At 51.8% G+C, this 21530-nt stretch carries 18 protein-coding genes; 16 read left to right on the top strand and 2 right to left on the bottom strand.

Annotated elements, in window-relative coordinates:
• Positions 1-68: 68 nt before the first annotated feature.
• The 3 genes from uidA to DFR60_RS24420 all read left to right on the top strand — a co-directional run bounded on the left by uidA (position 69) and on the right by DFR60_RS24420 (position 4057).
• Positions 69-1886: a beta-glucuronidase gene (gene uidA / locus DFR60_RS24430; RefSeq protein WP_110325227.1), complete on the top strand. Its 1818-nt coding sequence runs from the start codon at positions 69-71 to the stop codon at positions 1884-1886.
• 563 nt (positions 1887-2449) lie between these two features.
• Positions 2450-2908: a hypothetical protein gene (locus tag DFR60_RS24425; RefSeq protein WP_110325226.1), complete on the top strand. Its 459-nt coding sequence runs from the start codon at positions 2450-2452 to the stop codon at positions 2906-2908.
• A gap of 273 nt (positions 2909-3181) precedes the next feature.
• Positions 3182-4057 carry a histidine phosphatase family protein gene (locus DFR60_RS24420; RefSeq protein WP_110325225.1) on the top strand — a complete coding sequence of 292 codons (876 nt, stop codon included), beginning with the start codon at positions 3182-3184 and terminating at the stop codon, positions 4055-4057.
• A gap of 113 nt (positions 4058-4170) precedes the next feature.
• On the opposite strand, the gene DFR60_RS24415 is transcribed toward DFR60_RS24420, so the two are convergent.
• Positions 4171-5460 (bottom strand): alkyl/aryl-sulfatase, encoded by a 1290-nt coding sequence (locus DFR60_RS24415; RefSeq protein ID WP_110325224.1) that lies wholly within the window; start codon positions 5458-5460, stop codon positions 4171-4173.
• Between the two features lie 164 nt (positions 5461-5624).
• Here DFR60_RS24415 and DFR60_RS24410 point away from each other — a divergent pair, with 164 nt between their 5' ends.
• The 11 genes from DFR60_RS24410 (at position 5625) to DFR60_RS24365 (ending at position 16963) form a co-directional block, all read left to right on the top strand.
• Positions 5625-6896, top strand: coding sequence for a hypothetical protein (locus tag DFR60_RS24410; protein ID WP_110325223.1), 1272 nt, complete (start codon positions 5625-5627; stop codon positions 6894-6896).
• Between the two features lie 59 nt (positions 6897-6955).
• Positions 6956-7375, top strand: a complete 420-nt coding sequence (locus DFR60_RS24405; protein WP_110325309.1) for a VOC family protein — start codon at positions 6956-6958, stop codon at positions 7373-7375.
• Positions 7376-7514: 139 nt separating this feature from the next.
• Positions 7515-8876: an MATE family efflux transporter gene (locus DFR60_RS24400; protein WP_110325222.1), complete on the top strand. Its 1362-nt coding sequence runs from the start codon at positions 7515-7517 to the stop codon at positions 8874-8876.
• Positions 8877-8897: 21 nt separating this feature from the next.
• On the top strand, positions 8898-9809 hold the full coding sequence (locus DFR60_RS24395; protein WP_110325221.1) for an acetamidase/formamidase family protein: 912 nt from the start codon (positions 8898-8900) through the stop codon (positions 9807-9809).
• 81 nt (positions 9810-9890) lie between these two features.
• Positions 9891-10943 (top strand): branched-chain amino acid aminotransferase, encoded by a 1053-nt coding sequence (locus DFR60_RS24390; RefSeq protein WP_320934766.1) that lies wholly within the window; start codon positions 9891-9893, stop codon positions 10941-10943.
• A 447-nt stretch (positions 10944-11390) separates the two neighbouring features.
• The gene (locus DFR60_RS31160; RefSeq protein WP_278321397.1) at positions 11391-11516 is read left to right on the top strand and encodes a hypothetical protein; all 126 of its coding nucleotides are present in this window, start codon (positions 11391-11393) and stop codon (positions 11514-11516) included.
• Between the two features lie 111 nt (positions 11517-11627).
• A complete protein-coding gene (locus DFR60_RS24385) occupies positions 11628-11996 on the top strand; it encodes a hypothetical protein (RefSeq protein ID WP_243005174.1) in 369 nt (122 codons plus the stop codon).
• 102 nt (positions 11997-12098) lie between these two features.
• Entirely contained in the window at positions 12099-13010 is a 912-nt protein-coding gene (locus DFR60_RS24380; protein ID WP_110325220.1) for an AEC family transporter, read from the top strand.
• Positions 13011-13174: 164 nt separating this feature from the next.
• Positions 13175-14560, top strand: a complete 1386-nt coding sequence (locus DFR60_RS24375; protein ID WP_110325219.1) for a sodium-dependent transporter — start codon at positions 13175-13177, stop codon at positions 14558-14560.
• A gap of 65 nt (positions 14561-14625) precedes the next feature.
• Positions 14626-16575, top strand: a complete 1950-nt coding sequence (gene thrS, locus DFR60_RS24370) for a threonine--tRNA ligase (protein WP_110325305.1) — start codon at positions 14626-14628, stop codon at positions 16573-16575.
• Between the two features lie 73 nt (positions 16576-16648).
• On the top strand, positions 16649-16963 hold the full coding sequence (locus DFR60_RS24365) for a DUF1540 domain-containing protein (protein WP_002603675.1): 315 nt from the start codon (positions 16649-16651) through the stop codon (positions 16961-16963).
• A gap of 65 nt (positions 16964-17028) precedes the next feature.
• Here DFR60_RS24365 and DFR60_RS24360 read toward each other — a convergent pair whose 3' ends face one another.
• Positions 17029-17442 carry an EamA family transporter gene (locus DFR60_RS24360; RefSeq protein ID WP_110325218.1) on the bottom strand — a complete coding sequence of 138 codons (414 nt, stop codon included), beginning with the start codon at positions 17440-17442 and terminating at the stop codon, positions 17029-17031.
• A 437-nt stretch (positions 17443-17879) separates the two neighbouring features.
• Here DFR60_RS24360 and DFR60_RS24355 point away from each other — a divergent pair, with 437 nt between their 5' ends.
• Both DFR60_RS24355 and nuoF read left to right on the top strand, forming a co-directional pair.
• Positions 17880-18407: an NADH-quinone oxidoreductase subunit NuoE family protein gene (locus DFR60_RS24355; protein ID WP_110325303.1), complete on the top strand. Its 528-nt coding sequence runs from the start codon at positions 17880-17882 to the stop codon at positions 18405-18407.
• Positions 18408-18451: 44 nt separating this feature from the next.
• Positions 18452-21529 carry an NADH-quinone oxidoreductase subunit NuoF gene (nuoF, locus tag DFR60_RS24350; RefSeq protein WP_432764128.1) on the top strand — a complete coding sequence of 1026 codons (3078 nt, stop codon included), beginning with the start codon at positions 18452-18454 and terminating at the stop codon, positions 21527-21529.
• Position 21530: the final 1 nt, after the last annotated feature.

Here is a 21530-nt window from a genome sequence, read left to right as displayed (position 1 = left end):
GTCCTAGCAGTGTTGGCGGGAAATCTGTTATACTGATAACAGATTAATAAAAGGAGAGTGTATGGGACATGTTATATCCGATTTTAACGCAGTCGAGGGGACTGATGGATTTAAGCGGCGTCTGGGCATTTAAACTGGATGACGGCCGGGGATTTGAGGAAAAATGGTATGAACGGCCACTGGAGTCAGCGATGACCATGCCGGTTCCGGCGTCTTACAATGATTTAAAAGAGGGAGAAGCGTTCCGTGACCATTACGGCTGGTGCTTCTACCAAAGAACGCTGGCGGTGCCGTCCTACATGACGGGTCAGCGTCTGGTTCTGCGTTTTGCCGCAGTTACACACATTGCAAAGATCTATTTAAACGGTGAACTGATCGCAGAGCATAAGGGAGGCTTCCTCCCGTTCGAGGTACAGATCAACGAGTATCTGAGAGAAGGGGAGAATCTCCTGACGGTGGCGGTGGACAACCGGATCGACCATACCACCCTTCCGGTCGGCAGCGAGACGGGCGGCGGAATGGGAGACTTAATGGGAATGGGAGGAGGAAAGACCTCCAGAAAGAGAAACAATCCCAACTTCGATTTCTTTAACTACTGTGGAATTACCCGTCCGGTCAAGCTTTATACGACTCCGGCCGCATATGTACAGGACATCCTCTTAAACGCGGAGGTGGAGAATACGACAGCGCGCATTGCCTACCATCTTGAGACCGTGGGAGACGGAACCGCGAAGATCGCCGTATACACGAAGGACGGCAGACTGGCGGCGGAAGCGGAAGGAACCGACGGTACCCTGGAGATTTCCGATGTTGTCCTGTGGCAGCCGCTCTGTGCCTATTTATATGAGGTGAGAGTGACCTTCGGTGAGGATGTCTACTCCCTTCCTTACGGTGTCCGCACTGTGAAGACGGAAGGCGGAAAATTCCTGATCAACGGCCGTCCGTTCTACTTCAAGGGCTATGGCAAACATGAGGACACGTTCCCGGCCGGCCGAGGGCTTAACATGCCTATGAATACGAAGGATATTTCCCTGATGAAATGGCAGGGAGCCAACAGCTTCCGCACGAGCCATTATCCGTACAGCGAAGAGATGATGCGTCTGTGTGATGAAGAGGGAATCGTGGTGATCGACGAGACACCGGCAGTCGGAGTTCATTTGAATTTTGGAGGCGGCGCAAACTTCAAAGACGGAAAACGGATCAACACCTTCGATCCGCCGGAAGAGGGCGGAATCCGGACGCACGAACACCATATGGACGTAGTCCGCGATATGATTCTGCGTGACAAGAATCACGCCTGTGTTGTCATGTGGAGTATTGCCAACGAGGCCGATTCCGGCGGACCTGGCGCATACGCCTACTTTAAACCGTTATACGATCTGGCAAGGGAGACCGATCCTCAGAAACGTCCCTGCACCATCGTCAGTGTCCAGATGCCTAATTACAAGGAGGACTGCACCATCCAACTGAGCGACGTCTTCTGCTTAAACCGCTATTACGGCTGGTATGCCTGCGGCGGCGATTTAGACATGGCGAAGGAGCTGTGCCGGGAAGAACTGACCTTCTGGAATTCCCTCGGTAAACCGTTCATGTATACGGAATACGGAGCGGACACAGTAAGCGGCTTCCACGACACGACTCCGGTGATGTACACGGAGGAGTATCAGGTAGAGTACTATAAGGTCAATCACGAGGTTGCTGACTCCCTGGAGAATTTCGTAGGCGAGCAGGTATGGAATTTTGCCGATTTTGCCACCAGCCAGAGCCTTCTCCGGGTGCAGGGCAACAAAAAGGGAATCTTCACAAGAGACAGAAAGCCGAAGCTGGTCGCCCATTACCTCCGCGACCGCTGGACGAAGATTCCGGAATTTGGATATAAAAAATAGTAGAACGGTCTATTTGCTGTGAAAATATAAAAGCTTCGTAAAGCTGCATGAATATCATACTTTTGCGAGTTTGTGCGTTTCTGCGTCAGAGTTTTCAAAATACGTTTGGCGCTTTTTGACGCCTGCGTTCTACGAGAACTTATAAGAAATTATAAAGAGATATGGTAAAATGCAGGGCGGGATGAGGACATCCCGCCCTACGACCTTTTCCACACTCTTTCTTATCCATTATGCGGTAAGAAAATTATGGAGCAAGCATAGAAAGGGGGTGGTAAAATAGTACAAAATACTGTAAAATGAATCCATAATACCATTTTTGACTTTAACGGAGGAAATAATGAAACAGGTCATTGTTTTTGATTTGGGTGGAACGCTTATGGAATATGAGGGTATGCCGCATTCATGGAATTCATATTACGAAGATTTTAGATATTGACACCGCCCAAAATACAGATTGCCTGTCTGTTTTGATATGTCGAAATGGTGAACCGAAAAATTATGGTCAAGACCATACAATCAGAATTTGTTTGAATTAAAAGATGCATTGGATAGGAGGATTTCCTGTGAATCATTTCTTTGAAGCACTCATAAGCGAAGGAAAGAATAAGGCACTGCCTGAAGCGTTTGATTATTTTGGAAAACTGATTGGCAGTTGGAAAATCGAATATGTTGACAACAGCAATTCCCGCGTGATAAAAGGCGAATGGCATTTTTCATGGGTTCTTGAGGGGATGGCAATACAGGATGTGATTGTCTTGCCAGGCTTCGAATACGGAACAACGCTTCGAGTCTACAAGCCCGATGCACACGCCTGGGATGTCGTATATTGTTATACTGGAAAAATTATGCGGTTTGAAGCGGCAAAGCAGGGTGATAAAATCGTTCTTACAAATATTGAGGATAAAAGAAGAAAATGGGTTTTTGCTAAAATTGAGGACAAGTATTTTCATTGGCAGGATGTTGCGGTAAAAGAGGATGGCGAGTGGCTTGTTAATTTCGACTTATATGCCGTGCGTATCTGACAAATATAATAGCTCCGACTCATTGGTATAAGGTGTCGATACGATACGAATGGCCGTATTCCGTTCAGCAGCGGGATGCGGCTTTTTTGTTGTCTGCCTGCGTCTCTGTGAATTTATTGTCAGGGCTGAAAGTGTCAATTTCCGTGTATGATTTGGTTAAGATATGCGTAGATTGCGACTGGAAAAATGATTACAATGAGATAGAACCAGGGGTGGTGCGGTTCGGATTCTGACCGGACCGAATAAGAATAATAAACAACGGAGGAGAGAAAAATGAGACAGAGAAGAGTGATGGCAATTATGATGGCGGGAATTTTATGCGCATCAGCGGCCCTTACAGGCTGCGCGAAGGCACCGGCGAAAGAACGGACAGAGGCGCAGGCCGAGGTAAAGACAGAGGCGCAGGCCGGGGAATCAACAGTGACGCAGGCCGAAGAATCAACAGAGGCGCAGGCCATGGAGCCGGCACCGGTGACCCTGTTTTTGACGCGGCACGGGAAGACCATGCTCAATACGACGGGGCGTATGCAGGGCTGGTGTGATTCTCCGCTTACGGAGGACGGCGCGGCGGTGGCTGAAAAATTGGGACGCGGGTTAAAAAAGGCCGGAATTACCTTTGATGCGGTTTATACGAGTGACAGCGGCAGAGCGATGGAAACGGCAGAGCTGATCCTGAAGAATAATGGACAGCCAGAGGTATCCTTACAGAGAAATCCCAAGGTCCGGGAGGTGTGCTACGGAATTTATGAGGGGGCCATGCCGGCAGAAGCATACACACCGGCTGCTAAGGCGCTGGGCTATGACAGTGTGGACGCTATGATGGGAGCGGTCATGGGAGGCAAGCTGAAAATTGAAGATGCGGTAACTGCAATGGCGGAAACCGATGAGAGCAAAACCGCGGAGACGTGGGAGACGGCACAGAAGCGGGTTATGGACGGAATCCGTGAGATCGCGGGTGATGCCTCAAAGCGCGGGCAGAAACAGGTTCTGGTGGTTTCACATGGGATGGCCATTTCAGCCGCAGTCGCTGCCATCGACCCGAATGCAGCAGCGGGAGAACTGGGAAATGCCTCCATCACAAAAATTATCTATGACAACGGAACGTTTACCGTGGAATCGGTTAATGATATGAGTTATATAGAAGAGTAGGGATCAGCAAGAAGGGAAAAATGGATAGAAAAGGATAGGGAAGACGGCGATTGACCGTATTTTCCCTATCCTTTTTTACTCACTATGAAGAGCACTCTAAAGTTTAACGGAGCCTATTCCTTTTCCAGCTCTTTTGCACAGCTGAGATAATAGTGGCGCCCGTTCGCGCTGGTTTCCAGCCTGGCGAGTTGTCTCAGACTTTCGGCCTTCCAATGGCGGGCGTTTGTTTTCCCCTCTTCGGATACGGTTTCTCCGGCGCCAAGAAGAAGGTCGCAGAGCTCGGAGGCCCACTGGAATTCCGACTCCTCCAGAGCCGTTTTGACAGCGGCGGAAATGGCCTGCTCTCCACCGGCCAGTTTTATCAGATTGCGGGAGTATTTCTCCGGTGCAGTACGGTTTAAATTGGACGGATTGCCGTCAAACCATCCCACATATCCCTGATAGATGGCGCGCACAGACCACTGCACTGTGCCGTAATACTCCTGAAGATACGGCAGGCAGCGGTAGGTTTCAGGAAGAACCACCCGGGCAGCGGTTTCGTCCTGGGAAAGCCCCTGGCTGATGCAGGCAAGAGTCTCATCCAGGATGCAGCGGATGGCCTCTTTAAAATTACCGAGGACCTCTGTGATCCGGTCGTGTCCCAGGACCGGAAGCATGTGGCCCGGAAGCAGGGCCTCGGCCGGATAACTCATGATGTGTTCCAGGCTGTCCACCCAGGCGGCTATGTCGCGGTACTGTCCGCCGCGGATGGCATAGAGATTGGGCCAGCAGCCGTAGTAATTGTCGCCGCAGCACATGATCTGCTCCTCCGGAAGCCAGAGAAAGATCTGGTCGTCCGTCTCGCCGACCGCTGATACCATCTCGAAGGCAACTCCATCGATGGTGCGCTTGACGGAATCTTCTGTATAAAGTGTGGTGGGAGGAAGAAACGAGTAGACGCCGTCACCGATGGCGTGGCCTTCCCGGATCCCCAGACCCTGGGTAATGAGTTCTTCATCGCTCAGTCCATAGCCGAACTGACGGAAAGTCCTTTTGTTTAAGATTGGATTAATTCGTTCGGTCCCTTTTAATACGGCCTTCTTGGGCGCGAAGGCGATGATCTCCTCCACCGTGTCACGGAACGCTCCGCAGCCGCCCCGGTGATCCGGATGGCCGTGGGTGAAAATAATGGTCTTTACGGGTTTATCCGTCAGACGGGACAGCTCGTCCTTCAGGCGCGCGGCTCTGGCGTCGGAATCCAGAGTATCGATCAGAATCAGGGACGTATCCCCTTCCACGATAATACAGTTGCTGTGCCCCCAGCCGACCGCGATCCGGACGCGGTCGGTGATTGTGATCATCTCTTTCGGAAACGCGGTATCGTTGAATTCTTTTAATCTTGCTTCAGCATCATTACTTAACAAGTATATCCCTCCCAGCATGTGTGTTTTTCTTATTTTACCACAATTCCAAATACTTTACAAATGGCTGCTTCCCTGAGTATAATGAAAAGAGTGCAGACGGGGCTCGTGAACAGTAGCACAGAAGGAGCGGCCAAAATGAGTGATCGAAGGGAAAGGAAAAAAGTATGAGTGTGGGATTTACGTGCCAGGCAGTGGTTAAAGATAAACGGTTTGTGAAGCAGATGATCCGGATGCTGGGGGAAGAGAAGCGGTATGAGGTACGGCAGGAGGAAGACTATATGCGTGTGGGATTCTGCCGTCTGGGAGACGTGTTTTTTCAGTTCAGCTCCGGGTTGGATGGGGAAATTCCGGCGCAGATGGTCTATGGAGAGTGTACCTCCAGTCTGGCGGGAGCAGGATTTCACGCGGCGGCGGTTCATTTCGTGGAAGAGCTTGCCAGAGAGACTGATCTGGAATTTATTCTGGACGATGAGACCGGCTATGAGGATGACCATGATTTTGAACGGATGAGAGAAGAACATTTTTACGGATGGCTGAAAAACCTGGTTGCGGTATGCCGGGAGCGGGAAGAAAAATGGCCGGATGCCGTGTCTTTTGGTCTCTGCTGGGATCTGGATCAGTACACGCCGGAGGAGGTTCCTGGCACCGTGTTCACTCCCTTCGGACGGTTTTCAGTCCAGAAAATGCTGGGCTGGGTGGAAAATGAGGGGATTGAGCCCTTCGCAAAGGAATTTTTCATCTGGAATGAGCCGGGAAGAGATGCGGGATATTACAGAAATACAGCTCTCAGCCTGATGTGGGAAGAGTGTTATTTTATGCCGGGCAGCAGAAGCGAGCGGGATAAACGGATGAATGACCGTATCATTGATAATCTCGAAAAAGCCCTTCTCTTAGACCGGGGCCTTCCATTTCCAACGGAGGAATACATCCTGCTCTGCCGGCTAAATGGAAGAGAGCCGGAGGCTGTGGCGGATGTGCCGGTGTATGAACCGGATTATCCCATCGGCTACAGGCGCGGGAATGTGCGGGATAAGATCGGCACCATGACCTTTGTGGTTCCGGGCTACTATCTCTATGAATACGATGAGGACAGTAATTCTCATTTATGGTATGACGGTCTGGAGGAGGACTGGCATGCAATCCGGATTACGGCGTTAAAAAGCAGAGAGGAGAGCCCGGAGATCACGGAGCGGATTTTCGATGGCGCAGAGGGCGAACCGGTAAGCGGAGAGAATGGCTGCTTAGCGTACAGGTTTGCGTTTGCAGGAACCACAGAGCATGAGACGGACGGTCCGTGCAGCCAGTATGTGGGTGAAGTGGCAGGCGGATATCAGATTGCGCTGATAACGGCTTCCTGTGAACACAGGGAGGACGAATGGGCGGAAGCGTTCTTTCGGAGCATGTCCCACTCGCCGGAGGCAAAAATGGAAAAATGATAAAGAAATGGATATCCGGTTATACTAATTCCATCTTAGAATCCAAGGAGGAACACAGGATGGAATTTACACCCTATATCCGTTTTAACGGAAGCTGCCGGGAGGCGGTGGAATTTTATGCGAAGGCGTTTGGAGCGGAGCAGCCGAAGTTTCTGACCTTCGGGGAGAGCGGAGAGAATCCCGCATGGCCGATGCCGGAGGAGGCGAAGAAGCTGATTATGCATACGGAGATCAACGTGAAGGGAAAGAAATTGATGTTTTCCGATACATTTCCGGGTATGCCTTATGAACAGGGAAACCACATCACGATCGCTTTAATGCCGGAGGACGAGGAGACGGCCAGGAAGATCTTCGGGTATCTGAAGGAAGGCGGTAAGGCAGAGATGGAGCTTTCGGAGACGGCGTGGAGCAGCTGTTTCGGTATGGTGACGGACCGGTACGGCATCGGATGGCAGATCAATGTCCTGAAGGAACACTGACCGGGAGTGCTGATCAGGAGCACTGACCTGGAACACTGACCGGGAACGCCTGACGGCAGCAGGGGATAAAGCACTTTGCAAATGCGGCGGTTAGTGATATGATAGATAGAAATGTTACAGGTAAAAGGATTGAAACACCATGTCAGACACAGCAAATGATTTTTCAAAAGGCAGTATCGTATCAAATATCATGAAGCTGGCGGTCCCTATGACCATGGCCCAGCTGATCAATGTACTCTATAATATTATCGACAGGATCTACATCGGGCGGATTCCGGAGAATGCCACGCTGGCTTTAACCGGCCTGGGGCTCTGTCTGCCCATTATTTCCATGGTTATCGCGTTCGCCAATTTATTTGGCATGGGTGGGGCACCGCTGTGCTCCATCGAACGCGGCCGCGGCAATAAGGAGGAGGCGGAGCAGATTATGGGCAACTCCTTCGTCCTGATGGTAATATTCGGAATCGGGCTGACTGTGGTGGGACTGGCCCTCAAAAAGCCCATGCTCTATCTGTTCGGGGCCAGTGACAACACGTATCCGTATGCGGATCAGTACATAAGCATCTATCTTCTCGGAAGTATTTTCGTAATGATCGGTCTGGGGATGAACAGCTTCATCAACTCGCAGGGGTTCGGCACCATCGGCATGATGACCGTGCTCCTCGGCGCGGTCGCCAACATTATTCTGGACCCCATCTTTATCTTTACCTTTCATATGGGAGTAAGAGGGGCGGCGCTTGCCACGATACTGTCCCAGTTTCTGTCTGCCCTCTGGATCGTAAAGTTTCTGACGGGCGGGAAGGCGATTTTAAGGCTGAAAACTTCAGCGTTCCGGCTGAAGAAGCAGCGGGTTAAGAACATCGTGGCCCTCGGCATGTCGGGCTTTACCATGGCGATTACCAACAGCTCGGTACAGATCATGTACAATGCGTCACTGCAGCATTATGGCGGAGATCTGTACGTAGGGATCATGACCGTGATCAACTCTGTCCGGGAAATCATTTCCATGCCGGTTAATGGCCTGACGAACAGCGCGCAGCCGGTGATGGGATTCAATTACGGGGCGGGAGAGTATAAGCGGGTGAAACGGGCCATTGTATTCATTTCGGTGGTCTCAATCGCCTATACGACGGTCATGTGGCTGTTTGTCCATGGCTTTCCGGAATTCTTTATCCGCATCTTCAATCAGGACGCGGATCTGGTCAGGGAAGGAATTCCGGCCATGCGGATCTACTATTTCGGCTTTTTCATGATGTCGCTTCAGTTCGCCGGCCAATCCGTGTTTGTGGCGCTGGGAAAAGCGAAAAATGCGGTGTTCTTCTCGATTTTCAGGAAAGTAATCATCGTGATTCCGCTTATGCTGGTCCTTCCTCTGATGTTTGGACTGGGAACAGACGGCGTGCTCATGGCGGAACCGGTGTCCAACTTTATCGGCGGGGCGGCCTGCTTCATCACGATGCTGATTACAGTATGGCCGGAGCTCAGTGGTAAGAAAAAATAAACAGGATCAGGGAGAACAGAGATGAAAGTGATAACAAAAGAATTTATAACGAACGTGCTCTCAAAGGACAATGCAGCCTGTGCTTCCATTCAGGCGGGAGAGACGGTGGTATTTGAGACGTATGACTGCTTTACGAACCAGTTCCTGCCGGAGGAGGCTACCTTTGAAAATGTGGTGAGAAAACCGGGGAATCCGGCCACCGGCCCTCTGTACATTGAGGGAGCGATGCCGGGGGACATGCTTAAGATCGAGATTCTGGATATCGAGCTGGGACCTGTTGGCATTGTGATGCTGGGGCCGAACAGCGGAAGCGAGAGGTCGGAATTTCCGAAAAAGGTATTAAAACGCGTTCCTGTCAAAGATGGAAAGGCATACTACGACGGCAAAGTGGAAATCCCGGTGGAGCCGATGATCGGCGTGATCGGTGTGGCGCCGGCGGGAGATGGTGTTTCCACCATAACTCCCATGGATCATGGCGGAAATATGGACTGCACCCAGATCAAAAAGGGCGCCGTGCTGTACCTTCCTGTCTTTGCTGAGGGAGGCCTTCTGTCCATGGGTGATTTCCACGCCATCATGGGCGACGGGGAAGTGGAGGACTGCGGCCTGGAGATCGAAGGCCGGGCTACGGTTCGCGTCGATGTGGTGCGGAATGAGTACTGCGTCCCATATCCCATGATCGAGACGGAGGACCGTCTGATCACCATCGCATCGGCGGAAGATGTGGAAGGCGCCTGGCGGGCCGCGACGAGACAGATGTATGATTTCATGAGAGAAAAGATTGGAATGGAGGTTTCGGATGCCGGCATGCTTCTGACGATGACAGGCAATCTGATCATCTGCCAGACCGTGAATCCGATGAAAACCGTTAGAATGGAACTGCCTCGTTATATAACTCAGAGTTATGGCTTTTATTCGATCTCTGGTTCCTGAGGAAAATGTCTTGACTTTTATATGGAAAAGTATAATAATGAAAAAAATTAAGAATTGAATTAAAAATGAATCAGGAAACAAATCAACGAGGGAAAGAGGAAGATACGTATGGAAAAGAAGAACATCGACTGGGGAAATTTAGGATTTGGATATATACAGACAGAAAAAAGATATGTATCCAATTTTAAAGACGGAGCTTGGGATGAGGGTACTCTGACCGAGGATGCGAATATTGTATTAAATGAGTGCGCAGGTGTTCTGCAGTATGCGCAGACGATTTTCGAGGGATTGAAAGCATATACTACCGAGGATGGCCGTATCGTAACCTTCCGTCCGGACTTAAACGGAGAGCGTATGGAGAATTCCGCCAGAAGGCTTGAGATGCCGGTATTCCCGAAGGAGCGTTTCGTGGAAGCCGTTACGAAGGCAGTGGCGGCCAATGCCGCATACGTGCCGCCATTTGGAAGCGGAGCGACGCTTTATGTCAGACCGTATATGTTTGGAAGCAATCCGGTTATTGGCGTGAAGCCGGCGGATGAATACCAGTTCCGGATTTTTACCACACCGGTAGGTCCTTACTTCAAGGGCGGCGTAAAACCGCTCACCATCTGTGTCAGCGATTTCGACCGTGCGGCACCTCACGGCACAGGCCATATCAAGGCAGGCTTAAACTATGCCATGAGCTTACATGCGATCATGGAAGCCCACCGCGCCGGATTTGACGAGAATATGTATTTAGACCCCGCAACGAGAACGAAGGTGGAGGAGACAGGCGGAGCCAACTTCCTTTTTGTGACTAAAGATAAGAAGGTGGTTATTCCAAAGTCTGAAAGCATTCTGCCGTCGATCACACGCCGTTCCCTGATGGTGGTTGCCAGGGACTATCTGGGACTGGAAGTGGAGGAGAGAGAAGTGCTTTTGGAAGAGGTGAAGGACTTCGCGGAATGCGGACTGTGTGGTACTGCGGCCGTTATCTCCCCGGTGGGCAAGATTGTGGATCATGAGAGAGAAATCTGCCTGCCGAGCGGTATGAGCGAGATGGGAGAAGTGACGAAGAAGCTGTATGATACATTGACCGGGATTCAGATGGGAAGAATTGAGGCGCCTGAAGGGTGGATTCATGTGATTGAATAAGCCGGGACGCCCGCCCGAGGCCTTCCGGGTGGTCCGGGGAGCAGGAGGGACGGGAGACCGAACGGTTTCTTGTTTCCTCAGTGGCTGGAACTAAAGCAGAAAGACGGGAAAAAGTGGCGGATCGCGCAAATTACGGAGAACTCCTGAAGGACTTCTCCTCCATGTGCACTTGAAAGTTGGCTTTGAGGCCAACTTTCACCACCACTTTTTCCCGCCTTTCTGCTTAAGTTCCAGCGAACCTCGGAAAAGGAAACCATTCGTTCTCCCGTCTCTCCTGCTCCCCAGACCACCCGGAAGGCCTCGGGCTGTGTACTGGTAGTGTGAGGAAAAACAAGACGGGATCCGGAGTAACAGTTCAGTCTCCGCTTCCGGCTGCTGCTGTCTGGTCTGGCGCTCCCGTTTCCCGGATCTTTCCTGTGACTTTACAGGGCAGCGGAGGTGTTCGAGGTGCTGTTGACGGAATATGATGAGCAGCGGCATATTGCTGATGAAAAGGAGTTGAGCCGCAGGGAAGGTAAAAAAGAGGGCAGAGGGGAAGGTATCTTAGAGAAAACGCATGAAGCAGCAAAATAATGGGAACAGAATAAAAGAACCGGAACAGACAAGTTTTGATGGAGCTTGCCTCGCTGGGTAATCAGTGGGCAGCTCCTTTTGTCATGATGAGAGGAAGGCGGGAGATGTCAGATGTCTTACATAACTTATACCGATGATGAGATGGAGATCGTGAAGAGCGGGATAGAGGCCATAAGGAATGTCCTGATGGGAACGGATATGGGGAAGAAGGAGAGCCTTCTTTTCTGTCTGGACCGTTTTCTGGATCCGTGGTTTGGGTATCAGCTGCCGTATCAGGACGCCATTGTGGACCTTCTGCAGGTGGTCATCGTCAGTGACAATACGCTTTCCGTGAAAGAGGCGGTGCTGCAGCTGATCTGCGATTACGCATGGCCTCCGTTTCCGGTTCTGGAGGAGAATTTTGAGCGTGTGGAGGCCGAACTGAGGCCGGATGTCTCTTATGCAATGCATATGGACAAAGAAATTGAAACGGATTCGTAAATTACTCTTTACAAAATGTTCAGAACAGGTTAGGATGAAAATTGTGTGCAAATTTTAAGAGGCAAAAGATGGCCGTGATCAATGGCCGGGAGGGGACTGGATATGACAGCAGTACTGACAAAAGCGTTTGCGTTTGTTGCAATCATCGCCATGGGCTATATTCTGAAGCGGGCGGGCTTTTTTCACGCAAAGGATTTTTACCTGATTTCCAATATCGTGATTAAAATAACACTGCCGGCGGCTATTGTATCGAATTTCAGCAGGATAACCATGGATTATTCACTGCTTGCCATGTGCGTAATCGGACTTCTCTGCAATTTTGTGACGATCGCCGTCGGATATGGGATCAATATAAGAAAGCCGAAGGAGACGAGGGCCTTTGCCATGCTCAATATGTCGGGCTACAATATCGGCAATTTCACTATGCCCTTTGTGCAGAGCTTTTTAAGCCCTGTGGGATTTGCGGCCACCAGCCTGTTTGACGCGGGCAACTCCATTATGTGTACGGGGATGACGTTTACACTGGCAGGTATGGTGGTAGGAGAGGATGAAAAGCCGTCTCTCCTGGGAATGACGAAGAAGCTCTTTTCCTCGATTCCGTTTGACGCGTATATCGTCATGACGATTCTCAGCATTTTAAAATTGCAGCTTCCGGCAGTGATGATCAGCTTCGCGGATACAGCGGGTGGTGCCAATGCGTTTCTGGCGCTCCTCATGCTTGGGATCGGATTTGAAATCCACATGGACCGGGAAAAAATTGCACAGATTGTGCAGATTCTCGTGATGCGCTACGGCATCGCGGTTCTGATGGCGGTTGGCTTTTATTTCTTCGCCCCCTTCGGACTGGAAGTGCGCCAGACTCTGGCCATCGTGTCTCTGGGTCCGGTGGCCTCGATCGCTCCGGCATTTACGGGGGCCTTGAATGGAGATGTAGAGATGGCGAGCGCGGTCAACTCCCTCTCCATCATCATAAGCATCGCAGCGATTACAGCCGCACTTATTATACTGCTGTAAGTCAAAAACCCCGCCGCAAGCAACGGGGCATCAAACTCGCAGCGCCGCGAGAGGCGGGGTTTTTGACCCTCGCGGCAGTCGTTAAGTGGACCCGCAAACGCGCCCGGCTGACTCGCTGCTCGCGGGAATAACAAAACGAACAGACAAGAGGAGTACAGGAAACTATGCATCAGAAGAGAAGCCAGTGGGCAAGCAACGTAGGATTCATACTGGCGGCTGCAGGTTCTGCGGTCGGCCTGGGCAATATATGGAAGTTTCCGGGAAAGGTGGGGGCGTACGGCGGAGGCGCATTTATTCTCTGCTATATCATTATCGTCGCCCTGATTGGTTTTCCGGTAATGCTGGCGGAATTATCAATCGGAAGGAGGACGCAGAAAAATGTGATCGGGGCATTCCGGCAGCTGGATAAGCGATTCACATTCGTGGGAGGAATCGGCGTTCTGACTCTCTTCGTCATTATGTCTTACTACAGCATTGTGGGCGGTTGGGTAATGAAATATATCTGGGTCTATGCGAGCGGCGCGCATTTCGGGGCTGCGGCGAATCCGTACCAGACGTATTTCGCGGACTTCATTGCGAAGCCGGTGGAACCGCTTCTTTGGGGAGCGGCATTTCTTCTACTCTGTATCTATGTGGTGGTAAAGGGCGTGTCTTCAGGAATTGAGCGGGTCAGCAAGGTCCTGATGCCGGCACTGTTTCTCCTCCTTCTGGCCTGTGTGATCCGGGCGGTTACGCTCCCGGGTGCGAAAGAGGGACTTGCCTTTATGCTGACCATTCGGCCGGAGTCATTTAACGGCAACACGCTGGTAGGGGCATTGGGACAGGCATTCTTTTCCCTTTCCGTAGGCATGGGGATCATGGTGACGTACGGTTCCTACGTTCCGAAGGATGATCATCTGGTGAAGAGTGCGGTCAGCATCTGCGCATTGGATACCATGGTGGCCATCCTGGCGGCCTTTGCGATCATCCCGGTTGTGTTTGTCACGCTGGGGGCGGAAGGACTGGGAATGGGCGGCGGCTTTGCCTTCATGGCGCTGCCGGAGGTGTTCGCCGGATTTCCGGGCGGCAAGCTGTTCGGACTGGTGTTCTTTATCCTGTTGTTCTTTGCGGCGTTGACCAGTGCGATCAGTATTCTGGAGAGCTGCGTGGCATTTATCAGCGAAGAGTTTCATTTCAGCAGGCTGAAATCCACGATTGCCTTATCGGTGCCGATGACGGTGCTGAGCGCCGGATACTCCCTGTCGCAGTCCGATGCGAGAGGCATTAAGCTTCCGTGGCTCGATTTCTCACAGGGCTTTACCATGCTGCCGATGAATACAGTGATGGAAAAATTTACGGACAACCTGATGATCCCTCTGGGCGCTCTGGCCTTCTGCCTGTTTGTCGGATGGGTATGGGGGACGAAGAACGCGGTGGAGGAGATCGAATCGGAGGGAAGATACCCGATGGTGATGAGGATAACGTGGAGTTTTATCGTGAGATTTCTGGCGCCTCTTGTGATCGCGGTGATTCTCTACTTTACGCTTGGGCGCGGTGAAGGGCTTTCCTGATGAAGTATAAAACGTATTTTGCCTCTGACAAAGGGGAAAGATGATAGAAAAGGAGAAACTTAATGATGAAGATAACATTAAAAGACGGTTCAGTAAAAGAATACGAACAGGCGATGTCCGTTTATGAGATTGCGGCGGATATCAGCGAAGGCCTTGCGAGAAATGCCTGCGCAGGCGAGGTAGACGGCAAGGTAGTGGATTTGAGAACTACGGTAGAGCAGGACTGCAGCTTAAGTATCCTGACCGTTCATGATCCGGCCGGACTGGCGGCCTACCGTCACACGACGAGCCATGTGCTGGCACAGGCGGTGAAGCACCTCTATCCGGAGGCGAAGCTGGCCATCGGACCGTCCATCGAGAACGGTTTTTACTATGATTTTGAGACTCCTTCCTTTTCAAGGGATGATTTAGATAAGATTGAAGCCGAGATGAAGAAGATCATCAAGGCCGGCGAAAAGCTGGAGCGTTTTACGCTTCCGCGCGAGGAAGCCATCAAATTTATGGAGGAAAAAGGGGAGCCGTATAAAGTGGAGCTGATCCGGGATTTACCGGAAGACGCGGAGATCTCCTTCTACCGCCAGGGGGACTTTACGGATTTATGCGCAGGACCTCATCTGATGAGCACGAAGCCGATCAAGGCCTTTAAGCTGACCTCTTCCTCAGGAGCCTACTGGAGGGGCAGTGAGAAGAACGCCATGCTGACCCGTGTCTACGGAACGGCCTTTGCGAAGAAGGAAGAGCTGAACGAATATCTGGAGTACTTAGCCAATATCAAGAACCGCGATCACAACAAGCTGGGACGTGAGCTGGAGCTGTTCGCTACCGTGGATGTAATCGGACAGGGCCTTCCGTTACTGATGCCGAAGGGCGCAAAGATCATCCAGACGCTTCAGAGATGGATCGAGGACGAGGAAGAGAAACGCGGCTATATGAGGACGAAGACTCCTCTGATGGCGAAAAAGGATTTATATGTGATTTCCGATCACTGGGATCACTACAAAGAAGGAATGTTCGTGCTTGGTGACGAGGAGAAGGACGACGAAGTATTCGCACTGCGCCCCATGACCTGTCCATTCCAGTATTACGTATACAAACAGAGTCCCAAGTCCTACCGCGACCTGCCATGCAGATACGGCGAGACCTCCACACTTTTCCGCAACGAGGATTCCGGTGAGATGCACGGACTGACCCGTGTGCGCCAGTTTACCATTTCCGAGGGCCATCTCGTGGTGAGACCGGACCAGCTGGAAGAGGAGTTTAAAGGCTGTGTGGACCTGGCAAAATACTGCCTGACGACGCTGGGACTGGAAGAAGACGTGACCTACCGTATGTCCAAATGGGATCCGGAGAATGCCGACCATTATCTGGGAAATGCTGAGATGTGGGATGAAGTTGAGGCTGCCATGAGAAAGATTCTCGACGACATCGGCATCGAGTACACGGAAGAAGTGGGCGAGGCTGCCTTCTACGGCCCGAAGCTGGATATCCAGGCGAAAAATGTATACGGCAAGGAAGACACCATGATCACCATTCAGCTGGATATGTTCTTAGCCGACCGGTTCGACATGAGCTTCGTGGATAAGGACGGCACCAAGAAGCGTCCGTATATTATCCACCGCACCTCCATGGGCTGCTATGAGAGAACTTTGGCCTGGCTGATCGAGAAGTACGAAGGCGCGTTCCCGACATGGCTGTGTCCGGAACAGGTGAGAGTGCTCCCGATATCCGAAAAGTATCATGATTACGCGGAAAAGGTGGAAGCAGAGCTTAAGGCTAACGGTATTCTGGCGACTGTGGATGAGCGCGCGGAGAAGATCGGATACAAGATCAGAGAGGCGCGTCTGGCCAAGCTTCCATACATGCTGGTCGTGGGACAGAAGGAAGAGGAGGACGGCCTTGTATCTGTCCGCAGCCGTTTTAACGGAGACGAAGGGCAGAAGTCCCTTTCCGATTTCATCGACGCCATCAGCTGTGAAATCCGTACAAAGGAAATTAAAACAATTAATGTCGAATAGTTCCTGTTCCGCCTGCGCATAATAACTCCTGCAGAAGCGATAGAATTTAAGAATTCTCAAGGAGGGATATTCCATGACGAGATTGGACTGTAACGTGACAAACTGCCTTCACAATGCGGAAAACTGCTGCTGTAAGGCTGCGATCATCGTAGAGGGCGAGCAGGCAAAAGACACGTGTGATACGTGCTGCGGCAGCTTTGACGAGAATAAGGACGGTGCTTACCATAACCTGTTCAAGACACCTGAAAACAGGCTGGAAGTGGACTGTGAAGCGGTAAAATGTGTATATAACGAAGGCCGCCACTGTTCCGCGGATCATATCGGTATCGCCGGAGACGGTGCGAGTGAGGCCAGCCACACGGAATGTGCATCATTCAGGGAAAGATAATAGAAAATAAAAACACCGCATGGCGGGAAGCGCGTAAGCTTCTTGCCATGCGGTGTTTTTGCCTCCTAAAGGATCATGAAAAAGGTTCCGGCCGTGATAAGCAGGATTCCCACCAGTTTTTTGATGGTGATCTGCTCATGCAGGAAGAGAAAAGCCAGGATGACGGTGAGCACGATGCTGAATTTGTCTACGGGAACCACCTTGGAGGCTTCCCCCATCTGCAGCGCCTTGTAATAACAGATCCAGGAGGCGCCGGTAGCAAGGCCGGAAAGAATCAGGAAAATCCAGCTTTTCCTGCCGATATCGGGAAGACCGCTCTGGGTGTTGGTCATGAATACGACGACCCACGCCATAATCACGACCACGACGGTCCTGACTGCGGTAGCCAGGTTGGAATTGACGCCTTCGATCCCCACTTTGGCGAGTATGGATGTCAGAGCGGCAAAAACCGATGAGAGGAGAGCAAACAAAAACCACATGGATGAGATTCCTCCTTTAAAATGCTTCAGACCGCACCAGAACTTTCATAAAGTGCGGCGGCCATGAAGCCTGATAGAATGATTGTAAGATATTTCCCGCAAATATTCAATCTCATCATGCCTGTAAATTCATAAAATACCTGGTGCGCAGGAGAGTGAACTGTGATAGTGGCAGCGCAGATTGTGTCAAAAAAAAAACAATGGCTTGACAGGAGTTGTCACTGCATGATAGTATGAAACTATAAAAAAATTAGATTACCTAAAAATTTTTTAGATTTCAGAATAGTGAGGATTGACGATGTCGGGATACTGTTTTGAGCATAAGAGGTTTTGGTGTTTCAATAATACATGGTGGATGAGAGAGAGCAGCTGATGAGGCTGCTCTCTCTTTAACTTTGTATAATTTTTCACAATATAATGAGGAGGTAGGAATCATGATGAAAGAAAACACGGAACATTGCTGCTGCGAAGGGTGTGACAGCAGTCCGGAGACTTTACTCGGACGGATTGGGGAGCTGGCTTCGGAGTACAGGGGAAAGGAGGGGTCTCTGATATCTGTGCTTCACATGGCGCAGGGAATCTATGGATATCTGCCCCTGGAGGTACAAAAGACGGTTGCGGACGCGCTGGATATTCCGCTGTCCGAGGTATCCGGGGTGGTTTCCTTTTATTCCTTCTTTTCCACGCAGCCGAGAGGAGAGCACACGATCCGCGTCTGTCTCGGAACGGCGTGCTATGTGCGGGGTGGAAAGAAGATATCGGAACGGCTTCAGGAGCTTTTAGATGTGAAGATCGGCGATACGACGGAGGACCGGAAGTTTACGCTGGAGGTGGCGCGCTGCATCGGCGCCTGCGGTCTGGCCCCGGCGATGTCCATTGACGGCCAGGTTTACAAACAGGTGAATCCGGATAAGCTGGAGCAGATTCTTGCAAGATATTATGACGGGCACGCTGAGCGCTCATAACTAGGAGGAATAACGGAATGGAAAATAAAATAACAAATTCTGCCATGCTTGCAGAAATCAAAAAGGATTACATAGAAAAAAGAAAAGCCTTTAAACGCCGGATTCTGGTCTGCGGAGGTGCTGGCTGTATCTCCTCTCACTGCGGAGAGGTACAGGAGGCGCTCAAAATGTCTCTCGCAGAGCATCAGCTGGAGTCGGAGGTGGAGATTCTGGTGACAGGCTGTATGGGAACGTGTGCGGCGGGGCCCGTTCTCTTAGTGGAGCCGGACGGAATTTTCTACACGGCCATGAATCCGCAGAAGGTGGCGGATCTCGTGGAGCGCCATCTGATCGGCGGGGAAGTCTGTGAAGAGTATACGTTTTACGATGCGGAGGAGGAACGCTGCATTCCGAAGCTTAATGACATCAATTTCTTTAAAGAGCAGGTACGCATCGCGCTGCGCAACTGCGGGCGCATGGAGTTTGCTTCCATGGAAGCTTACATTGCAAGGGATGGCTACGCGGCTGCTGCGAAAGCACTGGACGGCTTAAGCAGAGAAGAGGTGGTGGAGATCATGAAGGCCTCCGGACTCCGCGGCCGCGGCGGCGCCGGTTTCCCGACGGGAATCAAATGGGAATCGGGCTTGAAAGCCGTGTCCGAGGACGGACAGAAATATATGGTCTGCAACGCCGATGAAGGTGATCCCGGCGCGTTCATGGACCGCAGTATTCTGGAAGGCGATCCTCACAGTATTATCGAAGGCATGATGCTGGGCGCCTATGCCATCGGCGCAGACAAGGGTTACGTCTATGTCAGGGCGGAATACCCGATCGCAGTGGAGCGTCTTTCCGCCGCCATCGAGCAGGCGAGAGACCGGGGACTTCTGGGAACCGATATTCTGGGAAGCGGATTTCAGTTCGATCTGGAGATCCGGATCGGCGCGGGCGCGTTTGTCTGCGGGGAGGAGACGTCCCTTCTGGCGTCCATAGAGGGAAAACGCGGGGAGCCGAGGCAGAAACCGCCGTTCCCGTTTGAACGTGGCTTATTCGATAAGCCAACGATTATAGACAACGTGGAGACTCTGGCAAACGCGGCGCCCATTATCTTGAACGGCGCGGAATGGTACCGGCAGTTCGGTACGGATAAGAGCGCAGGCACCAAGGTATTCGCCCTTGCGGGAGACATTATCAACGCGGGAATTATCGAGGTCCCCATGGGAATACGGCTGGGAGACATTATCTATAAAATCGGCGGAGGCATCACGGGAGGACGGAAATTCAAGGCGATTCAGTCCGGCGGTCCTTCCGGCGGCTGTCTCACCGGAGAACATTTAAACACGGCAGTGGATTATGAATCCCTGGCGAAGCTGGGAGCCATCATGGGATCCGGCGGCCTGGTGGTTATGAGTGAAAACACGTGTATGGTTGATACCGCCAGATACTTTATGGACTTTATCCGTGATGAGTCCTGCGGAAAGTGTCTGCCCTGCCGGAACGGCACAAAGCGGATGCTGGAAATTCTGGAACGGATTACGGAAGGAAAGGGCGAGGAAGGCGATTTGGAACTGCTGGAGGAGCTGGCGGAGACCATCAGGCAGACAGCCATGTGCGGCCTGGGCCAGACCGCCCCGAATCCGGTGCTTTCCACACTCCGTTATTTCAGAAATGAATACGAAGAACATATTTACGAAAAACACTGCCGCGCCGGAGTCTGTTCCGAGCTGCAGACGTCGCCGTGCCGCAACGCCTGTCCGGCCAACGTGTTTGTACCAGGCTATATCAGCCTGCTCTCCGCAGGACGGTTTGAGGACGCATACAGGCTGATCCGCCAGGATAATCCATTCCCGTCCGTCTGTGGCCGTATCTGTACGCATCCGTGCGAGGACCGCTGCCGCCGCGCCCAGGTGGACGAAGCCGTCTCCATCTGTTCCTTAAAGCGCTTCATCGGAGACTATGTGCTTCAGGATGGATACGAGATTCCAAAGGTGGAGGCGAAGCCGGCCACGGGAAAAAGAATTTCTGTCGTGGGAGGCGGACCATCCGGTTTGACCTGTGCATATTACCTTGCTAATTTAGGCCATGAGGTTCACGTATACGAGGCGGAGAGCGTTGCCGGCGGAGTTCTTTACTGGGGAATTCCGGAGTACCGCCTTCCGAAGGCGGTGCTGGCAAAAGAGGTGAAGGCCATCGAACAGAGCGGCGTGAACATCCACTGCAACGTGAGAATCGGGGAGGCAATCTCCTTTGAGGAATTGAAAAATCAGAGCGACGCCGTCTACGTGGCGATCGGAACACAGCAGTCGAGAACCTTAGGGATTCCGGGTGAGGATTTGCCGGGAGTGGAAAACGGCCTTATTTTCTTAAAACGAATCGGTTTAAAACAGAGTCTTTCGGTTCCCGAACGCCTTGTCGTTATAGGCGGCGGAAGCACAGCCATGGATGTGGCGCGTACGGCGGTCCGGCTCGGCTCGAAGGAGGTAACGGTCGTCTACCGCAGAACCGAGCGGGAAATGCCGGCCGGCGCCGAGGAGGTTAAGGAAGCGAGAGAAGAGGGAATCCGCATTATCACCCTGGCATCCCCTGTGAGAATCACAGAGAAAGACGGCGCAGTCTGCGGCATCGAGCTGGTAAAACGGCAGCTTACGGATTACGGTCCGGATGGCCGGCGCAGAAGCGCACATATCGAGGGCTCCGAGTTTGTGCTGGAGTGTGACGGCATCATAACGGCCATCAACCAGGATGTGGATCACAAATTCCATCAGACAACCCAGCTGGACTTCGACGGAAAGGGCAGGATTGATGTTCATCAGTTCACCAGCCGCACTTCGGAGGAAGGCGTGTTTGCGGGAGGCGATACGAGCCCGTGGGGAGCCAATGTCGCCGTCAACGCCATCGCCGACGGAAAGAAAGCAGCCGTCAATATCGACAAGTACTTAGGCGGCAGCGGAGAACTGAACATGGGCGAGTGGCTGGAGATTCCGGTGATCCCCGACATGGAAGTGACCGAACCGCATATGAGATTCCCGGTCAGAACGCTTCCTGTGGATGAGAGGATCGACAACTTTAAGGAAGTGGCGTGCGGCTTCCACAAATTAGACGCAATCGGTGAGGCGTTCCGGTGCCTGCACTGTGACAGGAGGTAAG

Origin of the sequence: Hungatella effluvii (assembly GCF_003201875.1) — a bacterium.
Lineage (GTDB): Bacteria > Bacillota > Clostridia > Lachnospirales > Lachnospiraceae > Hungatella > Hungatella effluvii.
The sequence above is the reverse complement of the archived record's forward strand: the minus strand, read 5'-3'. Positions and strand labels throughout refer to the sequence as shown.

Bases quoted from the DNA above. Each gene is read 5' to 3' on its own strand.
- uidA (WP_110325227.1), top strand. From the start codon at position 69: ATGTTATATCCGATTTTAACGCAGTCGAGGGGACTGATGGATTTAAGC.
- DFR60_RS24420 (WP_110325225.1), top strand. From the start codon at position 3,182: ATGAGACAGAGAAGAGTGATGGCAATTATGATGGCGGGAATTTTATGC.
- DFR60_RS24410 (WP_110325223.1), top strand. From the start codon at position 5,625: ATGAGTGTGGGATTTACGTGCCAGGCAGTGGTTAAAGATAAACGGTTT.
- DFR60_RS24405 (WP_110325309.1), top strand. From the start codon at position 6,956: ATGGAATTTACACCCTATATCCGTTTTAACGGAAGCTGCCGGGAGGCG.
- DFR60_RS24400 (WP_110325222.1), top strand. From the start codon at position 7,515: ATGTCAGACACAGCAAATGATTTTTCAAAAGGCAGTATCGTATCAAAT.
- DFR60_RS24395 (WP_110325221.1), top strand. From the start codon at position 8,898: ATGAAAGTGATAACAAAAGAATTTATAACGAACGTGCTCTCAAAGGAC.
- DFR60_RS24385 (WP_243005174.1), top strand. From the start codon at position 11,628: ATGTCTTACATAACTTATACCGATGATGAGATGGAGATCGTGAAGAGC.
- DFR60_RS24380 (WP_110325220.1), top strand. From the start codon at position 12,099: ATGACAGCAGTACTGACAAAAGCGTTTGCGTTTGTTGCAATCATCGCC.
- DFR60_RS24375 (WP_110325219.1), top strand. From the start codon at position 13,175: ATGCATCAGAAGAGAAGCCAGTGGGCAAGCAACGTAGGATTCATACTG.
- thrS (WP_110325305.1), top strand. From the start codon at position 14,626: ATGAAGATAACATTAAAAGACGGTTCAGTAAAAGAATACGAACAGGCG.
- DFR60_RS24365 (WP_002603675.1), top strand. From the start codon at position 16,649: ATGACGAGATTGGACTGTAACGTGACAAACTGCCTTCACAATGCGGAA.
- DFR60_RS24360 (WP_110325218.1), bottom strand. From the start codon at position 17,442: ATGTGGTTTTTGTTTGCTCTCCTCTCATCGGTTTTTGCCGCTCTGACA.
- DFR60_RS24355 (WP_110325303.1), top strand. From the start codon at position 17,880: ATGAAAGAAAACACGGAACATTGCTGCTGCGAAGGGTGTGACAGCAGT.
- nuoF (WP_432764128.1), top strand. From the start codon at position 18,452: ATGCTTGCAGAAATCAAAAAGGATTACATAGAAAAAAGAAAAGCCTTT.